Genomic DNA, 14,670 nt, shown 5'->3' with positions numbered 1-14,670 from the left:
CCGCCTGAGAGCGGGTCTCCGCACGGCCGTGTCCCGGGAAACGCCCGCCGGCGTTCCACCGAAGCGCTCCCGCGGTCGTCACCGCGTCACGCCTCCTCGGCGGGGCCGGTGATGCGGTACCCCACCCCGGGTGTCGTCGTGATGACCGGCGGGCTCCCCAGTTTGCGGCGAAGCCTTCCGACGGTGACGGCGACGGTGTTGGTGAACGGGTCGGCGTTCTCGTCCCAGACCTGTTCGAGCAGGTCCTCGGTGCTGAGGAAGGCGGGACCGGCGCGCAGCAGGGCCTCCAGGAGCGCGAACTCCTTGACCGAGAGGTCGAGCCTCCTGCCGTCGCGGGTGACGGTGCGGCGTACCGGGTCGAGCTCGATCCCGGCCGCGCGCAGGGTGCGCGGCCGGGCGGACGGCCGGCGCCGGGCCAGGGCGTGGACGCGCAGGACCAGTTCGGGGAAGTGGAACGGTTTGGCGAGGTAGTCGTCGGCCCCCAGGGAGAGGCCGCTGACCCGGTCCCCCGGGGAGCCCGCGGCGGTCAGCATCAGGACCATCGCGCGCCCGTCCCGTTCGGCGATCATCCGGCAGAGGGTGTCGCCGTGGATCCCGGGCAGGTCACGGTCGAGGACCACCACGTCGTAGGGGGTCAGGTCGAGTTTCGCGGCGGCCTCCAGGCCGTCGTGGGCCACGTCGACGGCCATGCCCTGGTCCCGCAGGCCCTCGGCCAGCACCTCGGCGAGCGAGCGCGCGTCCTCCACCACCAGGACCCTCACGCGACAGCGCCTTCCGGTACGGGTGCCTGCGGCAGCGAGACGGTGACGCGCAGGCCGCCCTCGGGCCGGGCGCGCAGGTCCAGGAGGCCGTCGTGGGCCTCGACGACGGCCGCGACGATCGACAGGCCCAGGCCGGAGCCGGTCTCGGAGCCGGTCCGGTCGGCACCGAGCCGCCGGAAGGGCTCGGTGAGCCGGGCGACCTGCGCCGGGTCGAGGGGCGGCCCGCCGGTCTCCACGACCAGCCACGTCGAACCGTCCCCCGTGCCGTGCCCGATGCCGTTCCCCGGGCCGTGCCCGGTGCGGGTCCCGGTCTCCAGCCGGATCCGGCCGCCGCGCCGGTTGTGGACGACCGCGTTGTCGATCACGTTGTTCACCATGCGGGACAGCAGGGTCGGGTCGCCCCGGGTCCACGCGGCCTCCCCGGTACGGACCTCGACGGTCAGGTCCCTCTCCGCGACGTCGGCCGCGCGGGCGGCCAGTGCCTCGGACGCCAGGGTCGCGAGCGAGACCGGGACGCGGTCGCGGAACTCGCCGTGCCGCGCGCGGGCGAGGTCGAGGAAGCTCTCCAGAAGGCCGTCGACCCGGTCGAGCTCGGTGCGGAGCCGGTCGGCGAGCGCCAGCGTCTGCGGTGGCACCGGCCGCGGCTTGGCCACGGCCACGTCCAGCGACGCCCGCATGGTCGTCAGCGGCGTCCGCAGTTCGTGGGAGGCGTCGGCGACGAACCGGCGCTGGGCGGCGAAGGACGCCTCCAGGCGTTCCAGCAGCTCGTCGATGGTGTCCGCGAGGTCCTTGACCTCGTCGGCCGGGCCCGGCACGGCCAGCCGCTCGTGCAGGTTGTCGGCGGAGATCCGCCGCGTCGCCGCGGTGATCGTCCGCAGCGGGCGCAGCACCCGTCCGGCCACGAACCTGCCCAGCAGGACCGAGATCACCGCCATCACGACCAGCGCGACCAGCGAACCGGCCAGGAGCCGGCGCGACTGGATCGCCTGGGCGTCCACGAGCTGCGCCTCGAGCCGGTGGGCGTGCTCCCGGGCGAGGCCGGGCCACGGTGTGCCGGGTCCCTGACCGGGGGCGGGCTCGGTCACCCTGACGCCGGCCAGCAGGTTGGTGAGGACCAGCAGTCCCAGACCGGACGCAAGGAACAGCGCGGCGTACAGGGCGGTGAAACGCTGGCCCGCCGTCCGCCTCGGTGACGCGGGGCGTCGCGGCTTGCTCATCGGTTCTCTCCCGTTCGCGTGCGGACCTCCAGGATGCGCCGCCCCGCCTAACAGCGATGTGACAGCACCGGTTCGGCCCGTGTCACGGCCGGTTCCGTAGAACCGGACCCATGCCGCGATCCAGTGAAGACACCGCCGAGCCGTCCCTGACCGTACGCGTGCGACGGGAGTGGGGGAAGTTCCGCACCCGGGGCCGGACGGCCGCCATGACGTCCGCGATCCTCGTCACCGTCCTGCTCGGAGTGCTCTCCGCGATCGCGACGAGCCTCGGCACCTCCTGCACCGCCGGGACGGTGGAGGTCCCCTGCCCCGCCGATCCGGCCGGGCCGCACGGCCGGGCGGTGAGCGACACGTCCTACCTCGTCCACCGGCCCCTGGGGAGGAACGGTGAGATCACCGTCCGCCTGACGTCCATGACGGGCATCATCACCTACCCGCCGCCCGGCCACGACGAGATCGTCCCCGGCCTCGTCCCCTGGGCGAAGGCCGGCGTCATCATCAAGGACGGCACCGCGCGGGGCTCCTCCTACGCGGCGCTGATGCTCACCGGCGCGCACGGCGTGCGGATGCAGCACGACTACGTCCACGACACGGCCGGACGCCCGGGCGGCGTCTCGCCGCGGGCACCGCGCTGGCTGCGGCTGACCCGCTCCGGCGACACCGTCACCGGCCACGAGTCGGCCGACGGCACGCGGTGGGCGAAGGTCGGCACCGCCCGCCTCCCCGCACTGCCCGAGACGGTACGGGTCGGGCTCTTCGTCGCGTCCCCGGGTGACCTGACCCTCACCCGCGTCGGCCTCGGAGCGAGCCTTCCGGAGTCGCGCTTCACCCAGGCCACCGCCGTCTTCGACCACGTCAGCGTGCGGGGCGGCACGTCCACCGGTGGATGGAGCCACGGCAGCGTGGGCGAGATGGGGCACACCGACTGGGAGAGGCACCACCGGCCGCCCGGTCTCGTCGAGTCGGACGGCACGTTCACCGTCACCGGAACCGGCGACATCGGGCCGGTCGGCACCGGAGTGGGTCACGCCGTGGAGGGCTCCCTCGCGGGCCTGGTCGTCGGCCTGGTCATCGTGATGGTGGTGGCCGTACGGTTCATGACCACCGAGTACCGGCCGGGCCCGGCGGGTGGCGCGCCCGGTGACGTGACGGGTGGCGCGGCCGATGGCATGACGGGTGGCATGACCGGTGGCGCGACGGGTGACGTGACGGGTGGCATGACCGGTGGCGCGACGGGTGACGTGACGGGTGGTACGGCCGGTGACGTGAGGGGTGGTGCGTCCGGTGGGGCGGCGCCCGCCTTCCGTACGGCCGTGGCGAAGGCCGTCGTGACGGCAGCGGTCACCTTCGCGGCCGGGCTGGTCGCCGCAGCGGTCGTGGTGGCGGCCGGCCCGCGGATCCTGCGCGCGGGCGGTGCCGGCGTCCTTCCGGTACCGCTCCTCACCGAGCTGCGGGTCGTCGCCGGTGCCGCCGCGCTGCTCGCGGTCGCCGCCGTGCTCGCGCTCGCTCTCGGCGCGCTGTTGCGGCGGACCTGGGCGGCGATCCTCGTCGCGATCTCGGCGGTCGTCCTGCCGTACCTCCTGGCGGTCCTGCCGATCCTGCCCGACGACGTGGCCAGGTGGCTGCTGCGCCTCACCCCCGCCGCGGGCTTCGCCGTCTACCGGACCGCCCGCGAGTACCCGCAGGTGGTCGCCCACTACGCGCCGTCGGCGGGCTACCCCCCGCTTCCCTGGTGGGCCGGGTTCGGCGTGCTCTGCGGCTACGCCGTCGCCGTCCTCGCCCTGGTCCGCCTGCGGTCACACCGCCGCGACGGCGAGCGATCGCCCCGGTGACCGGACGGGGCGACGTCGCCGGCGGAACACGGCCGCCGTACCGGGCACCCGCTACCAGGCGATGCCGTCCAGCGCCCGTTCGCCCTGCCAGATCCTGCGGCCGGGCAGGTTCAGGGAGGGGACGTCTCCGGGGTACGCGTCGGGTGCGGGTGAGCCGGAGGTCCCGTCCAGGTCCACCCGGAACAACTCGTACGGCGGAGCGTCCCCGCAGATGGGCTCGGGCGGGTCACCCGTCATCACCCCGGCCGCGTTGTCCACACCGACCAGCAGGTACCGGCCCGAAGAGTCCGGGGCGAACGACACGACGCTTCCGCATCCGAGGGAGAGGATCGCCCCGACGGGCCGTCTCGCGGACGGCTCGACCAGCAGGAGCCGCCCGCCCCAGCCGCTTCCCGGCTCCGTCTGCAGGACGACCGTCCGGCCCCGGCCGGGGAGCGTGAGCGCGATGCCGTCACCGAGGGAGGGCATGCTCTGGAGCGTCTCGGCGGCGAGCAGGTCCGTGCCCGGCCGGCGGACGTCGAGCATGACCAGGCGGGGTGACCGCGCCTTGCGGGGGAAGGCGCGGAACACCAGCCGGTTCTCGTCCCGCCAGTGCAGTCCCAGCGCACCGTCACGGGAGTCGCCGAGTCCGTGGCCACCGGGAGCCGACCACTCCCGCCGTTCACCGGCGATGCCGGCCACCGTGGTCGCGATCTCACCAGGGTCGTCCGGGGCGGTGACCACGCGCGAGTAGGCCACCCGTCCCTGCGGGGAGACCGCCAGATCGCCGATCCTCCCCTCGAGATCGCCGCCCACCTGGTCACCGACCGTGGCGCCGCCGAAGCCGTCCAGGGCGACCCGATAGATCCGTGACGCCTGGCGGCCGAAGGCACCCCTCCACGCGGTGGTGACCGCGGCCAGATACCATCCCGGCTCGCCGTCCGCCACGACCGAGGTGTACCGGTGGAACCTCCGATCCGGCGCGGGGACCACGCCCGACTCGGTTCCCTCGGTCAGGTCCAGCACCACCAGGCGGTTCCCGGCGTTGACCAGCGCGTACCGGGAGGTCCCGTCGGCGGCGCGGATCGCGGCCTCCGTCACCGGCCCGGGGATCAGCCGGACGGCGACCACCGCCACCACCGTCGCCACCACCACGAGGACGGCTGTGACCGCCCGCCATGACGGCCGCGGGCGCGGTCGCGCCGGCCCCCTGACCCCGGTCGCGGCGCCGATCAGCACCAGCACCGCAGGGGCGAGGGTCCAGGCCGTCTGCTCCCAGCCGACGGCGTTGAGCGTGGCCGGGTCCACCGAGCAGCTCGCGTCCTCGGGCAGCGGATCCAGGAAGGTCATGGCGTGTTCCAGCCCGTGGTCCACGACGACGAGGACGACGGCCGTGAAGGCGGTCCACTGGTGAACGCGGGGACGACCGGCCCCCCGGGCGGCGATGAGCCAGATGCACAGTCCGAGCGCGACGGGCATCGCGAAGGTCAGGTGGCTCTCGACCGGCGCGAGCCGTGCCATCCATTCCCACCGCGACTCGGGCGAGGGCTTGGTCCCCACCCAGGAGCAACTGATCGTCTCGATCAGACCGGCCGTGGGGAAGAACGCGATCGCGAGGTTCCAGGCCGACAGCGTGAACGCCAGCCACCACCAGAACAGCGGGTATACCTGCCGGTTGGGTCCGGCGAGGGCGTTGGGCGGCATTGCGGACTCCTGCGTCCGGACAGATGATCAACTCGAGGAGTCTGGCCGCCCGCGCATATCGCGTCAACTCCGTCCGAGGCGGGGCGTCCGGGGTGGTGCGTGCCGTCGCCGGGGGGCTTCATGCCGCCCTGCCGAGGCCGCCCCGCCCACGCCACGTCCGGCCACGGCGTACCCGCCCGGCCTCGGCCGAACGCCCGCTGCCGCCGGTTCGCGGAAACTTCGCGGCGTTCGACCTGATGTGCACCGTCCACCTCAGGTCGCCATGACCGCAATCCGGCTCCTCGGGGGCCTTCCGATGTCGGTCGTCTCTGCTGGGATGAGCGCGACATGATCGAGGTGAGGGGAGTTCGCATGGACCGTACCGGTTGGAAGCCGTTCCTGGAGCGCTGGAGTGAGGAATGGCGGCTCGTCAATCCGGCCGAGGAGCCGGACGCCGATCCGTGGCTCGGGTTTCCCCCCGCGTCTCCTGAACAGGTGGAGGCCCTTGAGAGACGTCTGGGATGTGCGCTTCCCCCCTCGTTCCGGGAGTTTCTCCTGGTCACCAACGGCTGGCGGGACGCGGGCGACTTCGTGTGGCGGTTGCGCGACACCGACGAGATCGGGTGGATGCGCGACCTGGATCCCTTCATGGCCGACCTCTACGACGGCATGGACGACTACGCAGGCGAGGGAGCGGTTCTCTCGCGGCCGCTGCTGATCTCACTGGAGGCGGACGCCGGCGTCGTCTTCCTCGATCCGGGAGACGTGGACGAGCGAGGGGAGTGGGCCGCCTACGACATGTTCTCGTGGACGGCGTCAGGCCCGCAGCGCCACGACTCCTTCTACGAGAAGATGTACGACTTCTACGCCGGTTTCCACGCCCTGAACCGCCCGCGGTGCGCGACCCAACGCGAGTGGGACGCGAAGGTCGAACAGGCCCGGCTCGCCAGTCTGGCCGGGGAGGTGGATGAACCTCTGACGGTGCTGAAGGAGGCCTCGCGCTTCGGCCGGGACCGTGCCACCTTCCTGCTGTTCCAGATGTCGGCCATATGGGGCTCCGCCGACGCGAGCAACGAATTCGAACATCTCCTCGGACGAGACCACCGGTCCTGGACCCTTGACGAGGACCTCTTCACGCAGGAGATCCTGCCCTTCCTGTTCGCCCAGCACGAGCGCGATCGCTGCCGGGGTGGCCGGTCCATCGTCGCCAGGCTGATGGAGCACGGTTCCGGCCGGGTCCGGCAGTTGATCGCCGACCACCGCAGGCGGGCGGCCGAGCCCGGCTTCCAGGTCCGGTTCGGTAACCCGGACTTCGACACGGCCGTACGCGCCGTCCTCTCCGCCCCCGGCCATGATGACGCCTGGCCGCTCCTGCGTGAGGCCCTGCCGACGTGGCGGCCCCTGGGTGACGACCACCTTGTGCCGATCGCCCTGCTGGCCGATCCCCGGACCGCCCGCCTGATCACCCCGGAACGGGGCCGCGAGATCCTCGCCACGCGACGCAGCTGACCGGTCCTGATCGACGCGATCGGCCCCTCTCCGGCCCGTGCCGGACCGTTTTTGGCCGTGTCGCTCGGTCAGTGTCGCCAGTGGTGCCCGGGCAGTCTCAGCCACATGTCTGGTGGGCCGGTGATCGACCTGGCGTCGGCCGGACGCAGGCCCACGCGGGCGCAGCAATAGGCCACGGCCTCGTCCTGGTAGAGGTAGGCGGCAAGGATTTCCTCGGACGGTTCGTCGTCGGACACGTCGCCACTGCCGGGATACGTGTCCCATTCCTCGATGACGCCGTCGCGGGCGATGCTTCCCTGGTTGCCGCTCTTGGGATTGACGTACAGCCCATAGCAGACGGTGCCCATCGACAGCCGCTCGTTGACGCTGATCACGGAGGGGATGTATCCCCACGGTTGACTGACGATGCATCCGCCCGGCACGTCCGTGACACCGACGACGGCCAAGCCCGTGTCCGTACCCGGCCAGGGGGCCCTCGTGATCGCTTCCATGTCGTCGTCATCGGCCGATGTGGCTTCCAGACGCCGGACCGCCTCGGCCGCGCCGACACCTGCCACGCAGGCCAGGCCGAGGCCGTCGGTGTCGACGTCCCCCAATGCGGTGATCAGGCGTCTGGCCTCCGTCACCGCGGCGGTCTCGTCGGCGGACAGGCCGATCTCGTCGGCGGGCAGGGAGAACAGGCCAAGGGTGGGTCCGGCCAGACTGAGTCGTCCGGGGGACCAGCCGTTCATCATCGGCCGCCACGGGTCGGCTCCGGCGGCGGCCAGGGCGCGGGCGTTGTCGGGGCGGTCGTTGAAGACGGCAAGCCAGAGTGCGGTACGGCCCTCGTGCTCGGCGTCGACGTCGTCGACGCGCCGAGCCAGTTCCGCGACCACTTCCGGTGAGCCTTCCTCGGCCGCGTGGTGAAGGGGTGGTCGGTGAAGGTCGGTTCCCGAGTTCGGGTCGGCGCCCGCGTCGAGCCGGGCACGGATCGCGGCGAGATCCGTCCAGGGGTTCCAGCCCAGGCCGGACCATCCGGCTCCTTCGGTGACGGCCATGGCACTCCTTGAGGGGACGTACTGCACAGGAGCGTCGATCATGACGTACGAGTCCGACGGATCCGGATGAGCCGTGGAAAGCGCGGGCCACGGCGGAACGGGAGCCGTCTAAGCGATGGAACCGGTCCAGTAGTCGAAGGCCTTCCGGTAGACCGTGAGCGTCTGACCGTCGAAGTACGGCGAGACGCCGGTGTCGTACCGGCCGTCGCCATCGGTGTCGGCCACACTGATCGTGATGCCGTTGAGATAGCCCACGCGGTTGTCGCTCGTGTAACCGGTCAGCCATGAGGAACCGAGAGAGCCCTCACCGGTGAAGGAGGAGTCCGCGCCCGTCGGCCGGTCCATCGGGAGGCCGGTGATCTTCATCGTGAACGTCGATCCGGTCGACCGTTCGAGGGTCTGGCCCGTGTAGGGCGTGCTGCCGTCGGGCTGGGGGCCGGCGGGGTAGCCGAAGACGTCGACCGTGGGTGCGAGCGGCTGGTTGAACGTGATCCCCTGACCGCCGACGTTCTCGGTCAGCTTTCCGACGCTGGTCAGCACGTCCGGCGAGGAGAGGACGACACCGCGGTACACGTTGACGAAGGCGAAGTCGCGGTCGTGGTCCCGGATGTCGTCGAAGTCATGGTGGGTGAAGCCCTGCTTGCCGACGTACAGACCGAACGGTGTCGTGCCCTCGGAGTAGCCGGGGACGAAGACCCAGTTGGCCAGCGGGCCGGCCGGGGCCTCGACGTCCAGCAGGCAGTGACCCGCCGTCGCGACGATGTTCCAGTACTTCGACCGCATGGCCGTCCCGGTGCACCAGTGCGGCTGGAGGTCGCTGCCGATGAAGAACACCTTGCCCGAGGTCAGGGGAGTCTCCCCCTCCGGCATGGTCTCCATCTCGTCGGGCGGGAAGGAGAACGGAGAACCGTCCGGGACGATGTCCGTGGACAGGCGTTCCCCGCCGACCGCGGTCCGCACGGCGTACGGTGTGGCGTTCTTCAGGTTGGCGGCCCCGTCGGCGAGCCAGAACTTCGCGACCTGCTGGGCCGCCGCCACGGTGTGGGCCAACGGAACCGCTGTCACGCTCGCGGCCCGTGCCGTCCCGGTGACGACGGTGGAACCCAGCACACTCAAGCCGATGCCCAACGCGATCAACGCACGCCTCAAGATCGATCTCCGTTCGGTCGTGGGGCGTCTTCGCGCCCCGCAGTGTGGAGAACCGGCCGATCGACACGGCCGGCGAACAGCAAGATCGTAACCCTGACAGAAGCTCCGACATAGAAGTTTTAGATCACATGTTCGATACGGTGATGCCCGATGGCTCTCACGTTCTGGTTGTAGAGCGACCGACGTCGCCGCTCTCGCGAGCGACGCGGAGCGGCGCGGGGTGGACGCGCCGTGCGCCGGGAGGCGCGAACGCGCCAGAGGAGGGGAACGCCCGATCGGGGCCTGCCGTGCCCGGGGTGAGGCGCGGTCGTGCTCCGTCACCCCGGGCCCGGGGCGTCACCCCGTGTAGTTCTTCCCCGGGGGCTTGCCGGGGACCGGCTTGGCGATGAGGGCGACGGGGATGAAGAAGCAGATCTGGCCGATCGCCATGACGAGCGTCCAGAGCGCCTTGTCGTCGTAGCAGGCGGACGCCCTGGCGTACAGCTCGTCGGGGACGCGCTCACCGGACGGGTTCGGGGTCAGGACGGCCTCCACGAGCTCCAGCGCGACCCGTTCGGCGTCGGTGAAGTAGGGGGCGTCCCGCCACGACGCCACGGCGGTGATGCGCTCCTCCGTCTCCCCGGCCTTGCGGAGAAGGCCGGTCTGCCGGACGGTGTGGTACGTGCTGCCGACGATCTGCCCGGCGCGCAGGTGCACCAGGCCGACGGTGGTCTGCGGGATCGCGCCGTTGCGGGTGGCCGTGGTCATGCCCGCGGCGATCGTCATCAGGTCGGGAAAGAACGGGGCGGGGTCGGGCAGGCGGGACCGGAGGTCGTCCTGCCCGGCCGTGGTGGGTGTGGTGGGTGTGGACATCGAGGTCTTCCTTTCTCGATTTCGGCGGTGTTCTCGGGACGTACGGCCCGGTGCGGCCGGCCCCCGTCGTGAAGCGGCCGCCCGTGGAGGAGGATGAGGCGATCCGTGCCGGAGTCGCAGGGCTCCTCCGCGTACCGGACCGTGTCCCGGGAGTCCGACGACACGACCGCCGGGAATGTGAGGTGACGCGCCGGCCTCACGGTTCGGCGTGCTGTCTCGTCGATCCGGTGAGCACCGCCGCACCGAGGGAGCCGACGAGACCATGACCGCCCCGTCCGAGCCGGGCCACGCCCGCCCCGATCCGAGCCTGAGCGCGATCATCAGCGAGCGGCGTCACCTGATCAACCTCGCCTACCGGCTCCTCGGCACCCTGGCCGACGCCGAGGACGTCGTCCAGGAGACCTACGCCCGCTGGTACGCCATGTCCCGGCCGCAGCAGGAGGCCATACGGTCCCCGGGCGCCTGGCTGACGACGGTCGCCGGCCGCATCTGCCTGGACCTGCTCGGCTCGGCGCGGGCCCGGCGGGAGAGCTACGTGGGCGAGTGGATCCCCGAGCCGCTGCCCGATCGCACGGAGTGGACCGGCGGGAGGCCGGGCGGTGTCTCGGCCGATCCGGCCGACCGTGTCACCCTCGACGAGTCGGTCAACATGGCCTTCCTCGTCGTGCTGGAGTCGATGACCCCGGCCGAGCGGGTCGCGTTCGTCCTGCACGACGTCTTCCGCTACTCCTTCGCCGAGGTGGCCGGGATCGTCGGCCGTACGCCGGCGGCGTGCCGCCAGCTGGCCTCCTCGGCCCGGCGCCGTATCCGCGCGTCCCAGGCCCTCCCGGCTCCTTCGGCCCGGCGCGACGACGTCGTCAGGGACTTCAAACGGGCCTGGGAGGCAAAGGACATCGGCGCCCTCATCGGCCTGCTCGCCCCCGAGGCCACGATGATCTCCGACGGCGGCGGGCTCGCCAGCACCGCGCTCCACCCGATCGAGGGCGGCGAGCGGATCGCCCGCTACGCCCTGACCATCGCCGCCGTGGCGCCCGGCCTGACGATCCTGGAGCGGACCGTCAACGGCCAGCCCGGCCTGGTGGCCCAGCGGGACGGCGCCGTCTCGGCGGTGATGGCGTTCGAGGTCGTCGACGACCGGATCACCCGCATCTGGGCGGTACGCAACCCCGACAAGCTCCGGCCGTGGACGGACGGGACGGACGGGACGGACGGGTGACAGCCGGGTGACGGACGGGTGACGGCACCGGGACCGTCCCGGGCACGCGGCCGTCACGGCCTGTGACGCTCCGCGACCGGACGCGGATCCACCTCACATTTCCGGTGGTCGTGTCGTCGGAACGATGAGACACCGTCCGGCGGGCGGGAGGGCGTCGCGGTCGCCGTCGTCGCCGTCCGCACCCGCTCCGCAGCCCTCAAGGAGTCACCGTGTTCCTGCGTGTCGCGATCGTCCTGCAGACCGCCGCCCTCTTCGCCGCGCCGATCACCGCCGGCCTGATGCTGTCCTGGCCCAACGGGCACGTACTGCACAGCGCCTCGTCGTACGCGGTGTTCGTCGTGGCGCTGCTGCACCTGGGCACCGCGGTCCTGGTGTGGCGGCCGGGCGGCGGCTCGCCCAGGCCCATCCTGTACGCGGCCGGGTTCCTGGCGCTCACGCTGACGCAGGTCGCGCTGGGCCTCGCGCACCTGACGGCCCTGCACGTCCCGATGGGCGCGCTGCTGTTCGGCCTGAGCCTCCTCCAGCTCGACCGGGTCCTGGCCGTCCGCCGCGCCGGCGGTGCACCCGGCGGGACCGGGCGCGAGGACGCCGGACGGGGTGTCAGCGCCCGGAGCCCTCGGTGACCCTGGGCAGGTCCTGCCAGGGGGCGCCCGGGGCCGGGGCGGCCGCGCAGACGACGTAGTGGTGCGGGGTCATGGCCGACATGCGGCCGGGGAGCAGCCCCAGGCAGGCGGAGTGCAGCGCCGCCGGGGTGGTGGCGGCCGTCGTGAAGCACACCAGCCGATGCCCGAGCCGTTCGTCGGCCTCGGCGACGACGGCCGTCTCGGCGGCGGGGGCCGTCCCGTCGCCGCCGGTCAGCCGCGCGAGCGCGTCCGCCGTCAGGCGCCCGACCTCGGGCAGGTGGACCCAGCAGCCGTCGACCGGCAGCCAGCCGTCGTCACGGGGGACCGGGACGACGCCGGTGAGGGCGGTCAGCTCGGCCCGTGGCACGTCCCGGTCGCCCGCCTCGATGAGCAGCCGGGCGATCCCCTCGCCGAGGGCCAGCGCGTCGTCCCGGGGCAGGCAGCGCGGATCGGCCCACAGGGTGACGTCGAGCTCGCCGTGCGTCCGGTGGACCCAGAGCGAGGTGCGGGTGGGCAGGACGGCCGGTGGGAGCCACACCGAGTGGACGTCCTCACCGGCACGGACGGCCCGCGGGCCCCGGCCGGGGACGCTCATGTCGTTGAACACGATGTCGCGCGCGAAGAACAGGCCGCGCTCCCGCTGGACGTCCTCCATGATCCGGATGAGGGCGTCCGCGTCGAACCGGCTGTTCTGGTACGCGGTCATCGTCGCCGAGCGCGCGCCGCGCAGCACGGCGTCGAAGCCGTCCGCGCCGGTGTCCACGGGGATCAGCGCGTCCTGGGCGAGCGGCCCGACGTACTCGCGCAGCTCGGGCCGGAACCGGTTGGCCGAGATGGACAGCACGACGACCGTCCGCTGGCGGGCCCGTACCCCGGCCAGCACCGCCAGGGCCGCGAGCACCGCCGCCGACGGGCTCGCCCCGGTACGCGCGGAGATCCGCCCCAGCGCCCCGGCCGCGGGGACCGAGCGCACGCGCAGCCGGGGGAGCAGCCAGTCCGTCTCGCCGTCCACCGGGACCGTCAGCGTGGACCGGGGCACCGTGCGCAGGTGGCGCTCCCAGTGGCGGAGCGCCGACTCGGCCCGTCGCAGGCCGGCCGGGGTGCGCTCGGCCGCCACGACGTCGAGCGGCTGCGGCGCGGTCACCGGCGCGAGCGGCTTGCCGAGGAGGAGCTCGTCCCACTCGGTGAGCAGCACGGCCAGCCCGGCCGCGTCCATGGCGCTGTGCGTGGTCACCAGGACGACCTGCCGCGGTACGCCACCGGAGGTGATCACGGCGACCCGGAGCGGGATCTCCGTCCCCAGCGCGAAGCGCGTGCCCTGCAGGCGCCGCGCGACCTCCTCGGCGAGGTCGCTCTCGCGCGTCCCGGCGTCCTCGGGCCCGGCCGGGGACGCGCCGGTGTCGTGGACCTCGACGGTCACCTCCCCGGCGGCCAGGACCCGCTGGAGGCCGTCGTGGAAGGTCGTGCGCAGGGACTCGTGCCGGGTCACCAGCCGGAGCACGGCCTCGGTGAGCACGGCGAGCGTGGTGCCCGGCTGGACGGCGCGTACGACGCGGTAGTTCATGTGCTCGGGCGGGTCGGTGAGCATGCAGCGGACCATGTTGGCCTGGCCCGTCGTCAACGGGCCGTGGCGCGCCGTCAGGCCGGAGAAGCGCACGGTGCGGGAACGGTCCAGCGGGCCGGATCGGTGGAGGGACCGGAACCGTTCCTGTCCGGACGAGAGCGCTTGTGCCACGGGAAGCCACCAGACCGAAGGGTTCGTTATTGGAAAGTTTGCTTACAGTTTCGGGGGTGGTGTCAGTGAATCATGTCCGCGGGAGACGCGACAAGCCTTGCCGGGCACGGTTTTCACGCCTCCCCGGCCGGCTCCCGGCAGTGAGGACGCGTTCCCGGTACGGGACGCCGGCGCGGTCCCCCGGCACCGGGCGGGGAGGGCTTCCCGGTGGTCCCGCGGCCCCGGGGTGTACCTGGCCACACCCGGGTGTGCACGTAGCCCGATGTCGGCGGCGGACCGGACCTCCTACCGTTGTCCTCGGAAGCGACAGGCGTTCCGGGAACCCCCGGACCGGGGGCGGCCTCACACCGCCCGCCGTCGATCCATCGGCACGGGGAGGCGGTCGGCGTGACGGAGCGTTCGGACGGCGGGCACGCGTACGGGGCGGCACCGGGGACCTATCGCGTGGACCCGGACGCGACGACGGTCCGGTTCACGACACGCGCGGTGTTCGGCCTGCTGCCGGTACGAGGGTCCTTCGCGGTCGATCACGGCCGGATCGTGGTCACCGAAAGCGTCGGCGACTCCACCGTGGACGTGGTGATCCGGGCGGCCGGGTTCGAGAGCGGCAACCCGCAGCGCGACGAGCACGTCCGCTCCTCCGACTACCTGGACGCCGCCGCGTACCCCGAGATCGTCTTCCGCGGCCGGGAGGTCGAACGCTCCGCCGAGGGCGCCGGTGTGCGGGGGACGCTCACCGTACGGGACGTGACCCTGCCGACGGTCCTGAGCATCGGCCACGTCACCACCGGTGATGGGTGCCTGAGAGCGCGGGCCACGACGGACATCGACAGGTACGCCTTCGGCCTGACCAGGGCGAAGGGCATGACGGGCCGCCACCTCGGCATCACGATCGAGGTCGTCGCCTTCCTGGACGAGGCATGAGCCCGGCCGGGACGTGGGACTCGATCACCGGCGGGGACGAAGGGGAAAGGGGAGATCCACTCCTTTCCACTCTCAACGTATAGCGCACCGGGGGGCTTGCGGCAAGCCCCCGGTCGTGCCGCAGAATCGTCGGCCGAGGCCGTAACCTGCGGA

General features: G+C 72.6%; 12 protein-coding genes. 5 read left to right on the top strand and 7 right to left on the bottom strand.

Features of this window, described 5'->3' with window-relative positions; genetic code table 11:
* Positions 1-86 precede the first annotated feature (86 nt).
* Together ABD832_RS24140 and ABD832_RS24135 are read right to left on the bottom strand one after the other, a co-directional pair.
* Positions 87-761 carry a response regulator transcription factor gene (locus ABD832_RS24140; RefSeq protein ID WP_344899213.1) on the bottom strand — a complete coding sequence of 225 codons (675 nt, stop codon included), beginning with the start codon at positions 759-761 and terminating at the stop codon, positions 87-89.
* Complete coding sequence (locus ABD832_RS24135) at positions 758-1,978, bottom strand: sensor histidine kinase (RefSeq protein WP_344899211.1); 1,221 nt, start codon at positions 1,976-1,978, stop codon at positions 758-760. The genes ABD832_RS24140 and ABD832_RS24135 overlap by 4 nt, the downstream gene beginning before the upstream one ends.
* A 110-nt stretch (positions 1,979-2,088) precedes the next feature.
* Here ABD832_RS24135 and ABD832_RS24130 point away from each other — a divergent pair, with 110 nt between their 5' ends.
* The gene (locus ABD832_RS24130) at positions 2,089-3,810 is read left to right on the top strand and encodes a DUF1349 domain-containing protein (RefSeq protein WP_344899209.1); all 1,722 of its coding nucleotides are present in this window, start codon (positions 2,089-2,091) and stop codon (positions 3,808-3,810) included.
* Between the two features lie 51 nt (positions 3,811-3,861).
* Here ABD832_RS24130 and ABD832_RS24125 read toward each other — a convergent pair whose 3' ends face one another.
* A complete protein-coding gene (locus tag ABD832_RS24125) occupies positions 3,862-5,493 on the bottom strand; it encodes a hypothetical protein (RefSeq protein WP_344899207.1) in 1,632 nt (543 codons plus the stop codon).
* Between the two features lie 351 nt (positions 5,494-5,844).
* Here ABD832_RS24125 and ABD832_RS24120 point away from each other — a divergent pair, with 351 nt between their 5' ends.
* On the top strand, positions 5,845-6,981 hold the full coding sequence (locus ABD832_RS24120; RefSeq protein ID WP_344899205.1) for an SMI1/KNR4 family protein: 1,137 nt from the start codon (positions 5,845-5,847) through the stop codon (positions 6,979-6,981).
* 68 nt (positions 6,982-7,049) lie between these two features.
* Here the strand turns inward: ABD832_RS24120 and ABD832_RS24115 are convergent, their stop codons facing one another.
* From ABD832_RS24115 to ABD832_RS24105, 3 genes are all read right to left on the bottom strand, one after another.
* Entirely contained in the window at positions 7,050-8,018 is a 969-nt protein-coding gene (locus ABD832_RS24115) for an ankyrin repeat domain-containing protein (RefSeq protein WP_344899203.1), read from the bottom strand.
* A gap of 108 nt (positions 8,019-8,126) precedes the next feature.
* Complete coding sequence (locus tag ABD832_RS24110) at positions 8,127-9,068, bottom strand: trypsin-like serine peptidase (RefSeq protein ID WP_344899201.1); 942 nt, start codon at positions 9,066-9,068, stop codon at positions 8,127-8,129.
* A 435-nt stretch (positions 9,069-9,503) separates the two neighbouring features.
* Positions 9,504-10,019, bottom strand: coding sequence for a carboxymuconolactone decarboxylase family protein (locus ABD832_RS24105; protein WP_344899199.1), 516 nt, complete (start codon positions 10,017-10,019; stop codon positions 9,504-9,506).
* 208 nt (positions 10,020-10,227) lie between these two features.
* On the opposite strand from ABD832_RS24105, the gene sigJ reads away from it, so the two are divergent.
* Positions 10,228-11,235 carry an RNA polymerase sigma factor SigJ gene (sigJ, locus tag ABD832_RS24100; RefSeq protein WP_344899197.1) on the top strand — a complete coding sequence of 336 codons (1,008 nt, stop codon included), beginning with the start codon at positions 10,228-10,230 and terminating at the stop codon, positions 11,233-11,235.
* Between the two features lie 209 nt (positions 11,236-11,444).
* Entirely contained in the window at positions 11,445-11,858 is a 414-nt protein-coding gene (locus tag ABD832_RS24095; RefSeq protein ID WP_344899195.1) for a hypothetical protein, read from the top strand.
* Here the strand turns inward: ABD832_RS24095 and ABD832_RS24090 are convergent.
* Positions 11,836-13,593, bottom strand: coding sequence for a condensation domain-containing protein (locus tag ABD832_RS24090; protein ID WP_344899193.1), 1,758 nt, complete (start codon positions 13,591-13,593; stop codon positions 11,836-11,838). The genes ABD832_RS24095 and ABD832_RS24090 overlap by 23 nt on opposite strands.
* A gap of 387 nt (positions 13,594-13,980) precedes the next feature.
* Here ABD832_RS24090 and ABD832_RS24085 point away from each other — a divergent pair, with 387 nt between their 5' ends.
* Positions 13,981-14,517: a YceI family protein gene (locus tag ABD832_RS24085; RefSeq protein WP_344899191.1), complete on the top strand. Its 537-nt coding sequence runs from the start codon at positions 13,981-13,983 to the stop codon at positions 14,515-14,517.
* Positions 14,518-14,670 lie beyond the last annotated feature (153 nt).

Source organism: Streptosporangium longisporum (genome assembly GCF_039534895.1).
Lineage (GTDB): Bacteria > Actinomycetota > Actinomycetes > Streptosporangiales > Streptosporangiaceae > Streptosporangium > Streptosporangium longisporum.
Note: the sequence above shows the minus strand (reverse complement) of the source record. Positions and strands in the feature narration are given on the sequence as shown.

What these genes read in the sequence shown, in the direction of transcription:
- ABD832_RS24115 (WP_344899203.1), bottom strand. Translation starts at nt 8,018, where the DNA reads ATGGCCGTCACCGAAGGAGCCGGATGGTCCGGCCTGGGCTGGAACCCC.
- ABD832_RS24105 (WP_344899199.1), bottom strand. Translation starts at nt 10,019, where the DNA reads ATGTCCACACCCACCACACCCACCACGGCCGGGCAGGACGACCTCCGG.
- ABD832_RS24125 (WP_344899207.1), bottom strand. Translation starts at nt 5,493, where the DNA reads ATGCCGCCCAACGCCCTCGCCGGACCCAACCGGCAGGTATACCCGCTG.
- ABD832_RS24130 (WP_344899209.1), top strand. Translation starts at nt 2,089, where the DNA reads ATGCCGCGATCCAGTGAAGACACCGCCGAGCCGTCCCTGACCGTACGC.
- ABD832_RS24120 (WP_344899205.1), top strand. Translation starts at nt 5,845, where the DNA reads ATGGACCGTACCGGTTGGAAGCCGTTCCTGGAGCGCTGGAGTGAGGAA.
- ABD832_RS24135 (WP_344899211.1), bottom strand. Translation starts at nt 1,978, where the DNA reads ATGAGCAAGCCGCGACGCCCCGCGTCACCGAGGCGGACGGCGGGCCAG.